Annotated in this window: 19 protein-coding genes; 6 read left to right on the top strand and 13 right to left on the bottom strand. The window is 63.0% G+C overall.

Annotated features, from left to right (window positions below; all coding sequences use genetic code 11):
- Positions 1-21 precede the first annotated feature (21 nt).
- The 9 genes from FME68_RS06590 to FME68_RS06550 form a co-directional block, all read right to left on the bottom strand.
- A complete protein-coding gene (locus FME68_RS06590; protein ID WP_158396780.1) occupies positions 22-789 on the bottom strand; it encodes an enoyl-CoA hydratase/isomerase family protein in 768 nt (255 codons plus the stop codon).
- Positions 790-1,986, bottom strand: a complete 1,197-nt coding sequence (locus tag FME68_RS06585; protein WP_158396778.1) for a thiolase family protein — start codon at positions 1,984-1,986, stop codon at positions 790-792.
- A gap of 60 nt (positions 1,987-2,046) precedes the next feature.
- Positions 2,047-2,823, bottom strand: coding sequence for an enoyl-CoA hydratase/isomerase family protein (locus FME68_RS06580; protein WP_158396776.1), 777 nt, complete (start codon positions 2,821-2,823; stop codon positions 2,047-2,049).
- Positions 2,824-2,834: 11 nt separating this feature from the next.
- On the bottom strand, positions 2,835-3,995 hold the full coding sequence (gene paaE / locus FME68_RS06575; RefSeq protein WP_158396774.1) for a 1,2-phenylacetyl-CoA epoxidase subunit PaaE: 1,161 nt from the start codon (positions 3,993-3,995) through the stop codon (positions 2,835-2,837).
- Positions 3,995-4,534, bottom strand: coding sequence for a 1,2-phenylacetyl-CoA epoxidase subunit PaaD (paaD, locus tag FME68_RS06570; protein WP_070510120.1), 540 nt, complete (start codon positions 4,532-4,534; stop codon positions 3,995-3,997). The genes paaE and paaD overlap by 1 nt, the downstream gene beginning before the upstream one ends.
- 27 nt (positions 4,535-4,561) lie before the next feature.
- A complete protein-coding gene (paaC, locus tag FME68_RS06565) occupies positions 4,562-5,398 on the bottom strand; it encodes a 1,2-phenylacetyl-CoA epoxidase subunit PaaC (RefSeq protein ID WP_328287749.1) in 837 nt (278 codons plus the stop codon).
- Positions 5,395-5,682, bottom strand: a complete 288-nt coding sequence (paaB, locus tag FME68_RS06560; protein ID WP_046648767.1) for a 1,2-phenylacetyl-CoA epoxidase subunit PaaB — start codon at positions 5,680-5,682, stop codon at positions 5,395-5,397. Before paaB ends, paaC begins: the two co-directional genes overlap by 4 nt.
- A gap of 47 nt (positions 5,683-5,729) precedes the next feature.
- Entirely contained in the window at positions 5,730-6,716 is a 987-nt protein-coding gene (gene paaA / locus FME68_RS06555) for a 1,2-phenylacetyl-CoA epoxidase subunit PaaA (RefSeq protein WP_158396772.1), read from the bottom strand.
- Between the two features lie 111 nt (positions 6,717-6,827).
- Positions 6,828-7,286: a hotdog fold thioesterase gene (locus FME68_RS06550; RefSeq protein ID WP_070517297.1), complete on the bottom strand. Its 459-nt coding sequence runs from the start codon at positions 7,284-7,286 to the stop codon at positions 6,828-6,830.
- Between the two features lie 112 nt (positions 7,287-7,398).
- On the opposite strand from FME68_RS06550, the gene FME68_RS06545 reads away from it, so the two are divergent.
- The 5 genes from FME68_RS06545 (at position 7,399) to metS (ending at position 13,155) form a co-directional block, all read left to right on the top strand.
- A complete protein-coding gene (locus tag FME68_RS06545; RefSeq protein WP_232745371.1) occupies positions 7,399-8,019 on the top strand; it encodes a TetR/AcrR family transcriptional regulator in 621 nt (206 codons plus the stop codon).
- Between the two features lie 367 nt (positions 8,020-8,386).
- A complete protein-coding gene (locus tag FME68_RS06540) occupies positions 8,387-9,652 on the top strand; it encodes an AMP-binding protein (protein ID WP_158396924.1) in 1,266 nt (421 codons plus the stop codon).
- A gap of 117 nt (positions 9,653-9,769) precedes the next feature.
- Positions 9,770-11,095, top strand: a complete 1,326-nt coding sequence (locus tag FME68_RS06535; protein WP_158396769.1) for an MFS transporter — start codon at positions 9,770-9,772, stop codon at positions 11,093-11,095.
- Positions 11,096-11,342: 247 nt separating this feature from the next.
- On the top strand, positions 11,343-12,962 hold the full coding sequence (locus FME68_RS06530; RefSeq protein WP_158396767.1) for a sodium-dependent transporter: 1,620 nt from the start codon (positions 11,343-11,345) through the stop codon (positions 12,960-12,962).
- 25 nt (positions 12,963-12,987) lie between these two features.
- Positions 12,988-13,155, top strand: coding sequence for a methionine/alanine import NSS transporter subunit MetS (gene metS / locus FME68_RS06525; RefSeq protein ID WP_046648774.1), 168 nt, complete (start codon positions 12,988-12,990; stop codon positions 13,153-13,155).
- Positions 13,156-13,199: 44 nt separating this feature from the next.
- Here metS and FME68_RS06520 read toward each other — a convergent pair whose 3' ends face one another.
- A complete protein-coding gene (locus FME68_RS06520) occupies positions 13,200-14,165 on the bottom strand; it encodes an MDR family oxidoreductase (protein ID WP_158396765.1) in 966 nt (321 codons plus the stop codon).
- An 86-nt stretch (positions 14,166-14,251) separates the two neighbouring features.
- Between FME68_RS06520 and FME68_RS06515 the strand changes: the two genes are divergently transcribed.
- Entirely contained in the window at positions 14,252-14,824 is a 573-nt protein-coding gene (locus FME68_RS06515) for a VanZ family protein (protein WP_046648776.1), read from the top strand.
- 3 nt (positions 14,825-14,827) lie between these two features.
- Here the strand turns inward: FME68_RS06515 and FME68_RS06510 are convergent, their stop codons facing one another.
- The 3 genes from FME68_RS06510 to FME68_RS06500 are packed head-to-tail and all read right to left on the bottom strand — an operon-like array spanning position 14,828 to position 17,609.
- Complete coding sequence (locus FME68_RS06510) at positions 14,828-15,847, bottom strand: NAD(P)-binding domain-containing protein (RefSeq protein WP_158396763.1); 1,020 nt, start codon at positions 15,845-15,847, stop codon at positions 14,828-14,830.
- Complete coding sequence (locus FME68_RS06505) at positions 15,848-16,468, bottom strand: response regulator (protein WP_071407035.1); 621 nt, start codon at positions 16,466-16,468, stop codon at positions 15,848-15,850.
- The gene (locus FME68_RS06500) at positions 16,404-17,609 is read right to left on the bottom strand and encodes a histidine kinase (protein WP_158396922.1); all 1,206 of its coding nucleotides are present in this window, start codon (positions 17,607-17,609) and stop codon (positions 16,404-16,406) included. The genes FME68_RS06505 and FME68_RS06500 overlap by 65 nt, the downstream gene beginning before the upstream one ends.
- Positions 17,610-17,699: the final 90 nt, after the last annotated feature.

The raw sequence follows: 17,699 nt of genomic DNA, 5'->3' as shown, positions 1-17,699 counted from the left end.
ATCTCCTTGTGAGTGGAAGGTTTATTTCTTGCGGTCCAGGAAGGCCTGCATCCGCTCAAATTTGGCGGGGGACTCAAAGAGCACGGCCTGGGCGATGTTATCCACCGCCGGGTGCGCTGCATCTGGCATGGCGATGAGCTGCTTGGTCAAGCGCACGGCGAGCGGGTCCTGCTGGGCAATGCGCCCGGCTAGTTCCAGGGCGCCGTCGACAAGCGTATCCGGCTCATGCAGCTCGCTGACCAGGTGGTTGGCTAGTGCCTCCTCCCCGTTGAGGATGCGCCCGGCCAGCAGGATTTCTTTCGCCAGGGGCGCGCCGACGCACTCCTTGAGGCGCCAAGTAGCACCCGCAGCGGCGGCAATACCCAGGCCGGCTTCGGGCTGTCCAAACTTGGCAAAGGGGGTGGACACGCGGAAGTCAGCGGCCAGCGCTAGCTCCAGACCGCCGCCGAGGGCGTAGCCATCCACCGCCGCGATGACGGGGGCCGGCAGTGAGGCGATGCGATGGAAGATGCCGGAGTTGATGCCACGGAGGGCATCCTCGCGGCGGCGCTCACGAAGCTGCGCGATGTCTGCCCCGGAAGCGAAGATCTCGCGCGGGCCCTTCGGGGTATCCACCGTGCAGCCGGTGATGATGAGGATGCGAGGATCGGACTCGAGCTGCGCGCAGAGCTCGTGGAACTCCGCCACCATCTGCTCATCGATGGCGTTGCGGACGGCGGGGCGGTTGAGCTTGGCGACGACAATTTCGTCCTTCTCGCCGCGCGTTGAAATCTCAATGGCTGTAGTCATTTACACCCTCTCAATCGCAATCGCGGTGCCCTGGCCCACGCCCACGCACATCGTGGCGATGCCGCGGCTCAGCCCGTCTGTTTCCAGACGGTTCAGCAGGGTCAAGGTAATGCGGGAACCGGAGGACCCCAGCGGGTGGCCCAACGCGATGGCGCCACCCCAGGCGTTGACCTTGTCCTCGTCCAAGCCCAGCTCACGGATGCAGGCGATGGACTGTGAGGCGAAGGCCTCGTTGAGCTCGACGGCATCCACGCTGTCTAGCTCCCAGCCGGCGCGCTCGAGCACGTCGCGGGTAGCCGGGATGGGGCCGGTGCCCATGATTTCCGGGCGCACACCGCGCGCGGAGTTGGCCACCACGCGGGCGCGGGCGGTCAGGTTGTGCTTCTTGAGCGCCTCGTCGGAGGCGACAATGACGCAGGAGGCGCCGTCGTTCAGCGAGGAGGCGTTACCCGCCGTGGTGACGTCACCCAGTGAGGTCACCGGGCGCAGCTTGGCCAAGATCTCCATCGTGGTGCCCGGGCGGGGGCCTTCGTCGGTGTCGACGACGGTGACGTTGCCCTTGCGGTCGGTGACCTCGATGGGCACGATCTCCCGGGCGAATTTGCCGGCTTCGATAGCAACGAGCGCGCGCTCCTGGGAACGCACGGCGAAGGCATCGGCCTCCTCGCGGCTAATGCCAAAGACGTTGGCCACTTCTTCGGCTGTCTCCGGCATGGAGTAGGTCATTTTCTCCTGCTCCGCGAACTTCGGGTTGGCAAAGCGCCAGCCAATGGAGGTATCGAAAACCTGGCCTGGCTTGGCAAAAGGCTTGTTCGGCTTCTCCATGACCCAGGGAGCGCGGGACATGGATTCGACGCCGCCGGCGACGACGATATCCGCCTGGCCGGATTCCACGAGGGCGGTGGCCAGGGCAATCGAGGACATGCCTGATGCGCACAGGCGGTTGACCGTAATGCCCGGAACGGTGTCCGGGTACCCGGCGAGCAGCCAGGACATGCGGGCAACGTTGCGGTTCTCCTCGCCGGCGCCGTTGGCGTTGCCGATGATGACTTCATCTACCGCGGAAGGGTCAAGCCCGGCCTCCTCCACCGTCTTCTTGATGGCGGTGGCCATGAGGTCATCTGGGCGAACCGAGGACAGTGCGCCGCCGTAGCGGCCCACGGGGGTGCGGAATCCGGAAACGAGGTAAGCGGTCATGTTTTTCCTTAACTAATTCGTGTGTACTGCGCTGTGTGAACTGCGTGCTGCGCTGGTGGTCTAACGTCCGTGGAAGACCGGCGGGCGCTTCTCGTTGAAAGCAGCGAAGCCCTCGTAGTAGTCCTCGGTATCGCAGAGCTTTCCTTGGGCGACGTTTTCGGCATCGACGCTGGCCCACAGCCCAGTGCCGTTATCGCGGATGTCCTGGACCAGGGTGCGGCTGGTGAGGAAAGCTTGGGTGGCGCCGTGGGCTGCGCGCTTGGCGACGCCCCTGGTGAACTCCAGCAGCTTCTCTGCCGGTACCGCGCGGGAGAAGAGCCCCGCGCGCACTGCCTCTGCGCCGGAGATGAGATCGCCGGTGATGATGAGGTCCATTGCGCGGTGCGTTCCTAGACGTTCGACGAAGAGGGAGTGCCCGCCCGAATCCAGGGTGGCGCCCAGGTTGGCAAACGGGGAGCCGAACTTGGCGTCTTCGGCGACGTATACGACGTCACAGGCCAAGGCGAGGCCGAGACCCACGCCGAGGCAGGGCCCGTGCACGGCGGCGAAGGTGGGCGCGGGGAAGCTATCGATCTTCTTGAGCACCGGGGTAACCACGCCCGCGAGGTAGGCGGTGGCGTCGTCTTCGCGCGGGTTGAGTCCCTTGATGTTGCGGCCGGCGCAAAAGCCCTTGCCTTCGCCGCGCAGGACGAGCGCGCGAGGGCTAAGCTGCGCGGCCTCATCGAGCGCGCGGGAGAGCTCGGCGAGGTCTTCTTCCGCGAGGGAATTGAGGGCCTTCGGGTTGTTGAGTACGAGCTCGATGACTCCGGCTTCGGCGTCGTGGTGTAAATCGATCATGGGTGTTTCTCCTAGGCGTCGAAGTCGAGGACGATGTTCGGCGTGGTGGGGCGCGACTGGCAGGTCAGGATGTAGCCAGCCTTGACCTCATCGGCCTCCAGTGCATAGTTCTCTGCCATGTCCACTTCGCCTTCCACCAGCTTGGCGCGGCAGGTGCCGCACACGCCGCCGGCGCAGGCGAAGGGGACGTCGGAGCGCACGCGCAGGGCCGCGTTGAGCAGGGACTCATTGGCAGAGACCGGAGACTCAACGGAGCCGGAAAGGCCATCGAGCTGGAAATTGATGGTGACGTTATCGCCCTCCGGATCGACCTCGACGTGACGGCCAGCCTGGTTCTGGTCTCCGGAGGGCTTGCCGGTGGTGAACAACTCGTAGCGCACGTCCTTCTCACCGACATCGCGGCTGGCCAGCTCGTCGCGCACCAGCTGCACCAACTCGAAGGGGCCGCAGAGGAACCACTCGTCGACGTTGTCGGTGCGCACGACGTTATCCAGTAGGGTCTGGAGTTTCTCAGCGTCGATACGCCCGGAGAAGAGCGGATTGACGCGCTGCTCGCGGGAGAGGACGTGGTGCACGGCAAAGCGCGTGGGGAACTTGTCCTTGAGGTCACCGATCTCCTCGGCGAACATGACGTCCCCGCCGCCCTTGTTGGCGAAGATGAGTTCAAACGTGGTGTTGGGGGAGCTGTGAAGCACGGTCTGGGCAATAGCCATGATCGGCGTGATACCAGAACCCGCGGCGATGGCCACGAGGTGCGGATTCTCCAGCTTCTCGACTTCCTCGCGGACAGCCTCAGGATTGTTCAGACCGGTCAGGTGGGTCTTCGAGGTGAACGCGCCCTGCGGGTTCATGACGTCCATGGTGTCGCCGGGCTGCAGAGTGTCGTTGGCCCACGTGGAGAACACACCACCGCGGTCGCGCTTAATGGCCACGCGCAGGACGCCGTCGCGAGGCACATCGCAGATGGAATAGGAGCGGCGGACTTCCTGGCCGTCGATAGTCGCCCGCAGGGCTACGTACTGGCCGGGGATGTAGTCATAGTCGTCTTGCAGCTCCGGAGGGATAGCGAAGGAAACCTCCACGGAATCCTCAGTCAGGGCGCGCACCTCGGACACGGTCAGGGTATTGAACGTGGCCTTCTTCTTTGTGGGGGCAGACGGGGTCGTGGTCATTAGTGCACCTTGAAGTAGTCGAAGGGCTCCAAGCAATCCTGGCAGTTGTAGAGAGCTTTGCAGGAGGTGGAACCGAATTGGGCAAGCTTACGTGTGCGGCGGGAGCCACAGTGGGGGCATTCGATGGCCGGCGGCGGTTCGAGTGTGAGCGGGATAGGACCTTCCGGCGTGGCCCGGGTTTTTCCGCTGGGCGGGGCAATGCCGTAGTCCTTGAGGTTTTGCCGGCCGGTCTCCGTCATCCAGTCGGTGGTCCACGCCGGGTGGAGCACGAGATCGACGCGCACCTTCGCGTAGCCGGCATCGGTCAGCGCTGTGGTGATGTCCGCCGTGATGTGTTCCATGGCGGGGCAGCCGGAGTAGGTGGGGGTAATCGTGGCCACCGCGGTATCGCCATCTAGGCGAGCGTCCCGAAGAATTCCAAGGTCGGCGATAGAGATCACGGGGATCTCCGGATCAGGCACCTCGGCGGCGACATCCCACACGTGAGCGTCGTCAGGCTGCGTGGGGCGCAGCGGGTGGGATTTATCTGTGATGGACACGATGAAACCTTGGTCCTTTCCTTGTCTTTACCAGGTCGCGCCGGGGTGTTGGCGCGCCAAGGACTGCATCTCCGCGAGGATGAAACCGCGGTGCTCGGAGAAACGCCCGGTGCGCTGCCCGGAGCGGGCCTGCTTGACGTCCGGGATGGCCAGCCCCGCCTTGTCTAGGACGTAGGCGATGCGCTCATCGAACTGCGCGCGCAGGCTCGAGGGCAGAACTGCGATGCCTTCTGCCGCCAGCTTCTCGTGAAGCGGGAGATCCTCGAAGAGCTCGTCAAGGTAGGGCCACATGTACATCAGGCCCTCCGTGATTCGGCGGTGGGACTCCTCGGTGCCTTGGCCCAGACGAAGAATCCACTGGTTGGCGTGGTCGACGTGGTACTCGACTTCCTTGATGGCCTTCGCCGCGATCGCCGCAATGGTTTCATCCTGCGACTCCAGCAAGGCCGTGTAGAGCCCGTACTGGTAGTAGGAGAAGAGCAGCTGGCGGGCGATGGTGTAGCCGAAGTCGCCGTTCTCCTGCTCGACGAGGCGCGCGGAGCGGAACTCCTCCTCGTTACGGAAGTAAGCCAAGTCATCCTCGGTCTTGCCCCATGCGGTACCGGCGTAGGTCAGTAGGAAGCGGGCGTGCCCGATGAGATCGAGGGCGATATTGCCCAAGGCGATGTCCTCTTCCATCTCCGGTGCACGCGAAATCCACCAGCCCAGGCGCTGAGCCAAGATGAGGGCGTCATCGCCCAACATGAGCGCATAGTTGGCCGTGTCCTCGGGGGCGACTGCGCCGGCGGCGGCGATATCTTCTGCGGTGATGCCGTTGCCCTGCGACTGCTTGGTCGCAGAATCGGCGGCTGCAAATCCGGTCACAGGTGCGGCACTCCTTCCGACTTGTCGTAGTACGTGGCGTGGCGGTAGCTCTTGCCCTGCGGGGATTCGAAGAATCCGCCCTTGGAGTCCGGGTCGGAGGAGGCAATGGCTTCGCTGGGCACAACCCAGACGGAGGTTCCCTCGTTGCGGCGGGTGTAAAGGTCACGGGCATTGCGCAGGGCCATGGTGGCATCCGGTGCGTGGAGCGAGCCGGCGTGAACGTGGGAAAGGCCGCGGGAGGAGCGTACGAAGACCTCCCACATGGGCCAGGTGGAGCTAGACATGGAATCTTCCTTAAAGTCTTGTGGCTGGTTGGGCAGTGTGCTTGGGCTTAGGCGATAAGCGAGGTGTCAGCCGAGTGGTGCTTCTCGGCGTAGGCTGCGGCAGCCTCACGGACCCACGCGCCGTCGGCATGCGCTTGGCGGCGACGCTGCATCCTCTGCACGTTGCAGGGACCTTCTCCCTTGATGACTGCCTTGAATTCGGACCAATCGAGCTCGCCGAAGTCATAGTGGCCGCGCTCCTCGTTCCACTTCAGGTCCGGGTCCTCGAAGTGCAGGCCAAGGGCCTCGGCCTGCGGGACGATCATGTCCACGAAGCGCTGGCGCAGCTCGTCGTTGGAGAATCGCTTGATGTTCCACGCCATGGACTGCTTGGAGTTCGGGGAGTCATCATCCGGCGGGCCGAACATCTGCAGCGCCGGGCCGTAGAAGCGGTTGATGGCTTCCTGTGCCATCTGCTTCTGCTCGGGCGTGCCGTGGGACAGCTCGTAGAGGATCTCCCAACCTTGGCGCTGGTGGAAGGATTCTTCCTTACAGATGCGAACCATGGCGCGGCCATAGGGCGCATAGGAAGCACGGCAGAGCGGGACCTGGTTGCAGATGGCCGCGCCATCCACCAGCCAGCCGATGGCTCCGATGTCGGCCCACGTGCGCGCCGGGTAGTTGAAGATGGAGGAGTACTTGGCGGTGCCGTCGAGCAGCTGCTGCACCAGCTCATCGCGTGGCGTGCCCAAGGTCTCCGCGGCGGAGTAGAGGTAGAGGCCGTGGCCGGCCTCGTCCTGCACCTTCGCCATGAGGATGGCCTTGCGCTTAAGCGACGGTGCGCGGGTAATCCAGTTGGCCTCCGGTTGCATGCCGATGATCTCGGAGTGGGCGTGCTGGGAAATCTGGCGCGTCAAGGTCTTGCGGTAGGCGGCCGGCATCCAGTCGGTGGGCTCGATGCGGGAGTCTTCGGCGATGAGCTCGTCGAAGCGCTGCTGTGCTTGTGCTTCATCCGCGGCCGGGACGGCGGCGAGTGTTTTCTCTGATGGGGTCATGGGAGGAATCGTTCCCTCTCTGCTCAGTGTCGGCTCGGTGATACTTACTGACTGGTTGGTCAGTATATGGGGCATGTGTGAGCTATGTCAACCAAGTTTGTGAGCTGCGCCCTACTTGTTGCGGTTCTGGGGCTTGGCGGGCAGCACGCGGTATGTGCCGCGGAATTCGGCGATGGGCTTACCCTTGATGCTGAGGGTGACGTCGACAACGCCGTTGCGGCCCCAGGCTTGGCGGGTCACCCCAACCCCGTCAACGACATCCCCTTCGAAGGCGGGGGCGATGTAGTGAATCGAGTTGTGCGCGGCCACGGCCAAGTCGCCACCGGAGTTGCAAACGCCGGCGAAGATGGAATCGGCAAACATGTATAAATAGCCACCCTGTGCCGTGCCATGTCCATTGCACATCTCCGGGCGGACGGTGAAGTGGCCTTCGCACTTGCCGACGTCTAGCGCGGTAATCTTCGCGCCAATCTCCGCGGTGGCACGGTCATCGTCGAACATGGTGCGCACGTGGGTGAACTCGGGGCTTTCGGCGACGCCGGGGGCGAGGATGGGGTGCTCGGTGCTCATGGGAATTCCTCCTTGAGGTAAGGGGTTTCCGCAGTGCTGCCGAGGGAGCGAAAAGGGGTGTGGTGGCTCACTAGTCTAACGGTGCTCGGGGCTCTCTGCTTGAATGGACTGCGTGAAGAATGAGAAATCCACTGTCCAGGGCGCGGCACGTGGCCGCCCCGGCTACTCCCGTGAAGATGTCATTCGTGCAGCTGTCCGTGCTTTTACAGCCCGCGGCTACGACGCCACGTCGATGGATAATGTGGCGAGCGAATTGGGGATTTCTAAGTCCGCGCTCTATCACCACATCTCTTCCAAAGAAGAGATTTTGGAGCTCACGGTAGTGCAGGCACTGAGCCGTTTGGAAGCGGTTGCGGAAGAGATGGCCGCGGCCGATGTGTCGGCGGGGGAGAGGGTGCGCGGGCTGTTGCGTGGCTCGATTGAGGTGCTGTGCTCCGACCCGAAGTCTGTCGCGCTCTTGCTCCGTTTGCGTGGAAACTCCGAGGTGGAGCGGAGCGCGTTGGAGCGCCGCCGTACGCTGACGCGTTCCGTGGTTCCGCTGGTGGAGGCTGCTCAGGAGGAGGGTGCTATTCGCTCCGATATTGAGGCTCCGCTGTTGACCCGCATGATTTTCGGAATGATTAACTCGACGTCTGATTGGTACGAGCCGGAGGGTCGACTTGGTGCCGAGGAGCTGGCCAGTGCTTTTGAGAGTGTTGTGTTTGGCGGCCTAGCTCCGCAAGCGACGGGCTAGTCGCGATGGGCAAGTAGTTGATCAGCTAGTCGGGGGCGAGCGTTTCGCTCCGCCGTTGGGGCTCCATATGGGGGTGGGGGCTTCTTTTGTCGGTGAAACCGCCGTGGCCTGCGATGATGTGTCGCGCTTCAAAAACTTGGCCTAATTGTGTTGTCTATCACCACAACGGCCTGTAGTGTACGTCACAAGACTTACCCAACCGAACGGTAAGTAATTAACGTACTTTTGTGCGTTGTCCCAGCTAACCAACTTCTTGCAGCACTTTCGAGGGAGCTTAAAGGGTGTGGTATTCCCCCTCTCCTCGAAATGAAAGGCAAATGACGTGACCGCAACGTTTGATATCTTCTCTGACCACCACGGCCCCCAGATGGGCATTGAGTACGCCTCCCGCGATGAAATCATTGCGCTGCAGACCGCGCGCGCGAAGAACGAGCTTCGCCACGCGTACTACAACGTCCCGCACTACCGCCGTGCGTTCGATGAGAAGGGCGTTCACCCGGATGACTTCAAGGAACTCGCGGACTTTGCGCTGTTCCCGTTCACCGACAAGGAAACCCTTCGCGCGGAGTACCCCTTCGGGATGTTTGCTGTTGGCCAGAACCAAATCTCCCGCATCCACGCTTCTTCCGGCACCACGGGTCGCCCGACCGTCGTGGGATACACCGAGAATGACGTGCGTATTTGGGCCGAGCTCGTAGCCCGTTCGCTGCGGGCAGGCGGCCTGCGCAAGAGCGATAAGGTTCAGATTACGTTCGGCTATGGCCTCTTTACCGGCGGCCTGGGCGCTCACTATGGCGTTGAGGCCCTAGGAGCCACGGCGATTCCGACCTCCGGTGGTCAGACGGAGCGCCAGATCCAGATCATGCAGGACTTCCAGCCGGACGCAATTCTGGGTACGCCGTCTTACGTGCTCAACCTCCTTGACCGCATGCGCAAGGAAGGCCTGGATCCGCGCGAATCCTCCCTGCGCGCCGGCGTCTTTGGCGCCGAGCCGTGGAGCGAGGGAATGCGCCGCGAACTCGAAGAAGGCTTCGGCATTACGGCCACCGATATCTACGGCCTCTCCGAGGTAATGGGCCCTGGCGTGGCCCAAGAATGTGTCGAGACCAAGGATGGCCTGACCGTCTGGGAGGACCACTTCTACCCAGAGATCATCGATCCGGAGACCATGCAGCCGGTTCCAGACGGCGAGTACGGCGAGTTGGTCATCTCCTCCCTCACCAAGGAGGCCTTCCCGATCATTCGTTACCGCACCCACGACATCACCCGCCTGCTCCCGGGCACTGCGCGTTCGATGCGCCGCATCGACCGCATCTCCGCTCGCAACGATGACATGATCATCCTGCGTGGCGTGAACTGTTTCCCGTCACAGTTCGAGGAGATCATCACCGAGGACCGCCTGCTTCGCCCGCGCTACCAGTGCGTGCTGAGCAAGCGTGGCCGCATGGACCACCTCACCCTGGTGGTTGAGCACTCCTCGGAGGCTACTCCTGATCAGATCGATGCCTCCGCCGCGTGGCTGAAGAAACAGATCAAGGAGCGTATCGGCGTCACTGTTGGCGTCGAGATTACTGACCACGTCGATTGCGGTGAGGGCAAGGCCAAGAGGATCGTCGACAACCGCGATCAGTAAAACACTGCAGCGTTCTCGGCTTCTTCGGCACGCCCCGCCGCACTCATTGTCCCTTTCGTTCACTGGCTTTAACTGTATCCACCGTGCTTCTGCACCCATAGAGAAAAGACTCCCACTATGTCTGCACCAGTCACCCAACAGCCTGCCCAAGGGCCGGGAATCACTACAGAGCACAAGCGCGTGCTCGCCGGTTCGATGGTCGGCACCACCATTGAGTGGTTCGACTTCTTCATTTACGCTCAGGCCGCCGGCCTGATCTTCGCTACTCAGTATTTCGATCCGGTCTCCAACGAAAGCGCCTCCCTCGCACAGATCATTGCCTGGGCGTCGCTGGGTATTTCCTTCCTTTTCCGTCCTCTCGGGGCAATTTTGGCCGGCCACTTGGGTGACCGGCTCGGACGCAAGCCGGTCCTCGTGGTCACGTTGGTCGGCATGGGCCTGGCCACCATGTTGATGGGTGTGCTGCCGACGTACGCCTCTATCGGCATGGCAGCGCCTATCCTGCTGGTGCTCTTGCGCATCCTTCAGGGCCTGTCCGCCGGCGGCGAATGGGGCGGCGCGGCGATGCTGGCCGTTGAGCACGCGCCGCAGGGCAAGCGTGGACTGTTCGGCGCGTTCCCGCAGGTAGGTGTCCCCCTTGGTATGTTCCTTGCCACCATCTTCATGCTGGTTCTCTCCTCGGTCCTCACTCCGGAGCAGTTCCTTGCCTGGGGCTGGCGCATCCCGTTCCTGTCCTCCGTGGTGCTCATTCTCCTGGGCTACCTGATCCGCCGGGCAGTGGAAGAGTCCCCGGCCTTCGCGGAGATGGAAGAGCTGAAGGAAAAGTCCACGGCACCGCTCGCGGTCCTGTTCAAGGGCCATCTCGGAACCGTTATCAAGTGTGCAGTTATCTTTGCCGCCAACAACGCGATTGGCTACTTCGTCATCGCCTACTTCACCGCCTATGGCACGAAGGTCGTGGGCTATACCCGCCCACAGGCTCTTGGAGTAGCCCTGGTCGCGTCGATTGGTTGGTTTATCGGCACGCTGTACTTCGGCCACCTGTCTGACCGGTTGGGGCGCCGCACGACGTTCATTGGCGGCTACATCGTCTTGGCGCTGTATATCACCCCGGTGTTCTGGGCGGTTGACTCGGGTAACGTCATGTTCTTCGGCGTAGCCGTGTTCCTCCTGGGTGTCATCCTGGGTGCGACCTATGGCCCGCAGTCAGCGATGTACGCGGAGATGTTCCCGGTGAAGGTGCGCCTGTCGGGCGTGTCCATCGGCTACGCCTTCGGCTCCATCATCGGTGGTGCCTTTGCCCCGATGATTGCAGAGATGCTGTACACGCGGTACGAGACCTCGATGGCCATCGCCGCCTACGGCATCGCGATTTCGGTCGTTTCCCTCATCGGTGTGCTTACCGTCCCGAAGGGTATTCAGGACCGCGATCTGCACGTTTAATCGCCCCGAGTTTGTTTACTCGCCACCCCCTTTAGCGCTTAACCCTTTCTCCGCTGGCTTTTGTTCCGGTTGGAGGGTCAGGCCCTAAAGGGGGTGTGGCGTTGTGGGGGTAAATAATTATTCAAAACGGTACCTATAGGTTGGCAGGTAGGCTAAGCTTCTCGCTAATACTCGTCGTACGCGGCCCGTATAAACAATTCCTACGGTCTTGTGGTGCGCGATATTTGCTCAAGAAGAAAGTTCTCTCATGACCACATCAACCCCGCATAAGACTCGCTCTACACGCGATACTTTTAATACGCGTTTCGTCTTCCTCATGGCCGCCATCGGCTCCGCCGTCGGCCTGGGTAACATCTGGCGCTTCCCTTACGTTGCCTATGAGAACGGCGGCGGCGCCTTCCTCATCCCGTACATGGTCGCCTTGCTGACCGCCGGTATCCCCATCTTGTGGTTCGACCTCGCCATTGGTCACCGCTTCCGCGGTTCTGCGCCGCTGGCATTCCGCCGCATCAGCAGCCGCTGGGAAGGAATCGGCTGGTTCAAGGTCGGCGTGAACTTCTTCATTGCCATCTACTACGCCGCCATCATTGCGTGGGCAGCGCTCTACACCATTAAGTCCTTGCAGCAGACGTGGGGCGAGGATCCCGCGACGTACTTCATGGTTGACTTCCTCCAAGCAGACGCGGACGCAACCTATTCCGGGCACGTTGTCCCATCCATTCTGGGCGTCATGATCCTCGTATGGGTTGTCTGCATCGCCACGCTGGCCACCAGCATCAACAAGGGTATCGGCAAGCTGACCTCCATCTTCCTGCCGGTCCTGGCCGTCATGTTCATCATTCTGGTGATCCGCGCCTTCTTCCTCGACGGTGCTGCCGAAGGCCTCAACGCCTTCTTCACCCCGGACTGGTCCGTGTTGAGCAACCCGTCGGTGTGGATCGCCGCCTACGGACAGATCTTCTTCTCCCTGTCCATCGGTTTCGGCATCATGATCACCTACGCGTCCTACCTCAAGCCGCGCACCAACCTCACCAACACCGGCCTGGTTACCGCCTTTGCGAACTCCTCCTTCGAGGTTCTCGCCGGCATCGGTGTCTTCGCCACTCTGGGCTACATGGCCGCCCAGCAGGGCGTGTCTGTCGATGAGGTGGCTGAGTCTGGTATCGGTCTGGCCTTCATCGCTTTCCCGACGATCATTAACCTCATGCCGCTCGGCTGGCTGTTCGGTGTCCTCTTCTTTGGCTCCCTGTTCCTGGCCGGTGTGACCTCGCTGATCTCCATCATGGAGGTCGTTGTCTCCGCCGTGGCAGATAAGTTCAACATCTCTCGCCGCGTTTCTGCCATCAGCGTTGGCAGCGCGATGGGAGTACTGTCCTGCTTCCTGTTCGCCACCTCCTCGGGCCTGGTCACTCTGGACATCATGGATAAGTTCACCAACAACTTGGGCATCGTCTTCGGCGCCATCTGCGCCCTCGTAGTCGTCGGCTGGGTGACCGGCCGCCGCCGCGAGATCCAGCAGCACATCAACGCCGTGTCGCAGTTCAAGGTGGGTGGCTTCTGGCAGTTCCTGACTTTCGTCGCGACCCCGCTGCTGCTCGTCTACTTCCTGGTCAACGAGATCATCACGATTGTCCGCGAAGGTTATGAGGGCTACTCCTCCACACAGATTGGGCTCTTTGGCTGGGCGGTTCTGGGCGTCATTCTGCTCGTTAGCTTCGTCATGCCGCTAGTGGACTTCCGCGGAAACAAGTACCTAGACGGCATAGAGACGTCTGATTACGGCGTCCCAGTGGGCGGCCGCCCGGCCGGCACACCGAACCCGCTTGCCACAGGCAACGCCGCCGCACCGAACACGGACGACAAGTAGCGGCTAGTAGGAAAGGAGAATAACAATGACTACAAGCGCAATCCTGCTCTTCATCCTCTTCGTCGTCGTCATCTGGGGCGGACTGGTTGTGTCCTCCATCTGGTTGGCGCGCAGCGACGATGAATTCACCGGTGAGCTGGGTAACGCCCCCGGCACCGACGACGAGTCCCTATCGCACCGCGTGCACCACTAAAGGGGCCGGGCAGTAAACGGCTGCCCGCTCACACCTGCCCCTTCCTATATCTCGACTACCGTGCGCCCATGGCGGGAGCCGGCGCGCAGCTCTTGAGCGGCAGTGGCGACATCGGCCAGCGGCACCGTTTCCGTGATCGAGTTCAGCATGCTGAGGTCGACGTGTTCGTCGAGAAGCTGCCAGGCCGCCTCGCGCACCTCGCGGGGCGCATCGACGGAGTTACCGCCGGCCAACACGATGCCGCGCAGGATGAACGGCAGTACCGAGGCAGGAAGATCCGGACCAGCCGCCATACCGGTGGCCGCCACCACGCCGCCCCAGCGCACCTGCGCCAGCACGTTGGCCAAGACGGTGGAACCGGCGGTGTCAATGGCGCCGTCGTACAGCGCCTTCTGCAGCGGGCGGCCGGTCTCAGACAGCGCTGCACGGTCAAGCACGTGATCCGCGCCGAGTGAGGTGAGGTACTCCGACTGGGATTCCACGCGGCCGGTGACGGCGGTGACCTCGTAGCCGGAAGACTTGAGCAGCTGGACCGCGATGGAGCCCACGCCGCCGGTGGCACCGGTGACGAGGATATGGCCCTTCGTCGTGCCGTGCGTGCGCAGCTGGTTGACGCAGATAGCGGCGGTGTATCCGGCCGTGCCAATCGCGGCGGCATCGTGCGCGCTGAAACGCTGGGGTACGGGGATGGTGGCTTCACCGTTGACGCGCTGGCGGGTGGTGTAGCCGCCATGGCGGAACTCGCCCAGGCCATCGCCGCAGGAGACGACAAGCTGGCCAGGGCTCAAGCGTGAATCGGACGTTTCCACCACGGTGCCCACCACATCGATGCCCGGGACGAGCGGATCGATGCGCATGACACCTTTATCGCCCTCCAGGGCCATGGCGTCTTTGTAATTGAGGGAGGAAAACTGCACATCCACGACCGTGTCACCTTCCCCGAGCAGGGGCTGCTCTTGGAACGAGTGCGTTACTCCGGAATCCGTGCGAGTGACAATCAGTGTGTTCATGGACACTATCGTACAGAGGATGTGAAGCAGTGTTTTCTGGCTTCTGCTTCAGCCGATTGTCAGCGAAAACCACTAGGGTGAGGCGCATGACTGGGATAGAAGCTCAACGCCCGCGCAATCGGCTGCGGCCCGCGCCGGATCCGTATCGGCACCTGCTTCGTGATTCCCTCCTTGTCGCAGCCCTGTCCCTGGTGGTCGTGGTGTTGGCGACGGTGGGCAAGCCCTTCATGGACATCCCCGGCGTGGTGGACGGCTCCGCGCATGCGGTGCGAAGGGTCAATCTGCAGCTCTTTGGCGGATTTGAGAACGCCTCCGTGTGGTACGGCGGGTGGACCGATCTCCTGGGGAATATTGCTCTCTTCATGCCGCTGGGAGCGGCGATTTACGTGGCCGGGCGCAACCGCGTCAGGATTCGCTGGGGCTTGGGCGGGACGATGCTCCTTGGGCTCGTGATCAGCTTGTGCATCGAAAGCGCCCAGTACATCTTTGCGCTGGGCTTTAGCGATATCGACGACCTCTTATACAACACGGTGGGTGCTGTCCTCGGCGCCGCACTCATGGCGCGCGTGGGACGCGAAGAGCAGATGAAGATTCTGCGCCGCCTCGGATTCCTGCTTGCGCTGGCAGCGGTGGTGCTCCTCGCCATGGCGACGCTGTAGTGCCTAGCTGGGCGTACGCACGAGCTTGGCGACGTCCCCCGCCACCCGCCGCGCATAGGGGGAGACACCGGTAATCGTGGCCGAGCCCGGGCCCGTCCACGAGCCATAGCCCACGGGGAAGAAACCTTCCACCGTGGGCTTTCCTTTTGCCAGCAGCCCAGGGAAGGGGCGCAGCGCTGGGCGGAAGCCGGTGGCCCAGATGAGATCGCTGAAGCCTTCGCGGTTCAACTGGTCCAGCGAGGAGAACATGCCGGTGGCGCGCAGCAGCCCATTATCACGGGCCTTGAGCACCGGCGGGACCATGACGATGTCTCCTAGCTCACTTTCCGGCCCCGGGTCCGGCTCGCCCCGAAGTTTTGCCAGCATGCGCTGTCTGTTGCGGCTAAAGAGCACGCGCCCGTCGACATCATCCGGCATCCAGCGCGGCGGGTGCGCGGTAAACCACGTGGTGTCCACGCCCGCGAGAGCTAGCTCGGCGGCGATTTGGGCACCGGAGTTGCCCGCGCCGACTATGGCCACACGGCTGCTACGGTCGCTGCCGGCGCCGTCCACGAAAGGACCTCGCCCCGGGTAGCTCGCCGTGTGCCACTGGCGCCCCTGGAATTCACCGGGGTAGAAGGGGATGAACGGCGCGGACCAGGTGCCCGTCGCAGCCACGACGGTGCGGGAGCGGAACTCACCGTGGGTGGTGAAGAGGTGGAAGAGGGGGTCGTCGTCAAGCACGCGCTCCACCGCCACCCCGTGCCGGACGGGAAGGCCATAGCGCTGCTCATAACGGGTGAGGTAGTCCACCACGTGGGAAGCCGGCGGGAAACCGGGATAAGCGGGCATGGGCCAGCCAGGCAGGGTGGAGGACTGGGCATCGCTAAAGAGCGTGAGTGAATCCCACACGTGCTGCCAGGCCCCGCCGGGGGAGGAGTTGGCGTCGAGGATGAGGAAATCGAGCTTCCGGCGGCGTAGGTAATAGCCGGTGGCCAGGCCGGATTGGCCTCCACCCACCACGATGCAATCGTAGGTATGCATCTATTGGATGAGCTTTCGCTCACGAGCGGCGGAGACGGCCGCCGTGCGGGTTTCCACGCCGAGCTTCTGATAGACGTGGATGAGGTGGGTCTTGACCGTGGCTTCGGAGATGAAGAGCCGCTGGGCAATCTGCTTGTTGGAATCTCCCGTGGACAGCGCCTGCAGGATCTCCAGCTCGCGCGGTGAAAGGGCGGTTTCCGGCTGTGCCAAGCGCTCCGCTAGGAGGTTGGTGACTTCAGGCGCCAAGGTCCGCTTTCCCGCGGCCGTGTCGAGCACCGCGGCGTGCAGGGTGTCCTCGGGGGCGTCCTTGAGCAGGTAACCCAGCGCGCCCGCCTCCACGGCGGCCAGGATATCCGCCTGCGTGTCATAGGTGGTGAGAATGAGCACCGGTGGACCGTCGAGCTCGCGCACGCGCCGGGTAGCGGCAATACCGTCGACGTCCGGCATCTGGATATCGCAAACGACCACATCGATATGGGGAACATCAGCATCCGTCAGCTGCTCGACGGCCGAGCCATCGGAGCCTTCCAACACCACCTCGATGTCGGGGAAGGCGTTAAGAATCGCGCGCAGCCCGGCGCGGACCACGGGGTGATCGTCGATGAGCATCACGTTGACCATTGCTGCTGCTTCCTGTTGGGATTCGCACCGCGAGTGCGGTGCCGGCGGGTGAAGATTCTACCTGGACGGTCCCGCCGACGCTGCGAACACGCTGCTCCAGGCCGGTCAGCCCGAAGCCGCGCGGGCCCTCGATGCCACGGCCGTCATCGACCACATCGAGGATGATTCCATCCTCGAAAGAGCCCAGAGTGACCACGGCGCGGTCGGCGTCGGCGTGTTTCATGACATTGGTGAGACCTTCGCGCGCGGCGCGTAGGATGACGTGGGAAAACTCGGTGGGGACGTCGGCACTGCCGGTGAGCTTGAGCCCGAAGCGGGTGCGCAGCCCCAGGCCCTTAGCCTGGGCCTGGAGCTCATCCACAAGTGTGCGCAGTTCCGCGTCGATGGAGGAGGCAGGGGCTGCTAGCTCTTTGACGAAGCGCCGGGCCTCCGCCAGGTTGTCCTGGGCCACTTTTTCAATGAGCGCGAGTTGCTCGGTGACGTCCTGCTGCGTGGATGTCTTCTTGGCGGCGCGGCTGAGCAGGACGATGGAGGAAAGCCCCTGCGCCACGGTGTCATGAATCTCGCGAGAGAGCCGCTCCCGCTCCTCGAGGCGCCCGGCTTGGTGCTCGCTGGCCGCTAGCTCCTCCTGGGTCTCACGCAGTTGCTTGGCGACGGCCGCGTGGTGCGCCGCCTCCGCCTGAACCCGGCGGGCGGCGTGGTAGACGGCCACGGCAAAGCAGGTGCCGATGAACGGCCCGATGGCTGCGGCCGCGGTCCAGAATTGCGGGTGGATCCATGCGGGGACGAAGGCGGCGACGGCCCACAGCACCACGCTGGCGACGATTCCCGGCCAGAAGGGAATCGCATGGATAAAGACGAAGACCAGCGGGAACTCGAGCCACATGAAGTCTTGGGCGTGCACCATAAGCCCGATCCACAGCAGGCACAGGGCGGCGAGCCACAGCGTGGTGGGGACGGGGCGGGTGATGGTGCGGGAGCCGAAGATGGCAAACCCCGTGTAGACCACTGCGAGTGCGATGGAGAGGCCGAGGACGCGGGCGTCGAGGCGCTCATCTGCCCAGGCGCGGAGCACTCCGAACACGAGGAGGAAGCCGAACATGGCATGCAGTCCCACGGTCCACAGTTTGTTGCTCATCATCACGACGCACCAGCCTATCGCCTAGGTGGGGGAGCGCGAATCAACCAACTGGTTGAGTAGAGGTTCAACTGGCTACCCGATTACTTTCGG

Origin of the sequence: Corynebacterium hiratae (assembly GCF_009708045.1) — a bacterium.
Taxonomy (GTDB): Bacteria; Actinomycetota; Actinomycetes; order Mycobacteriales; family Mycobacteriaceae; genus Corynebacterium; species Corynebacterium hiratae.
This window is presented reverse-complemented; position numbering and strand designations above follow the sequence as displayed.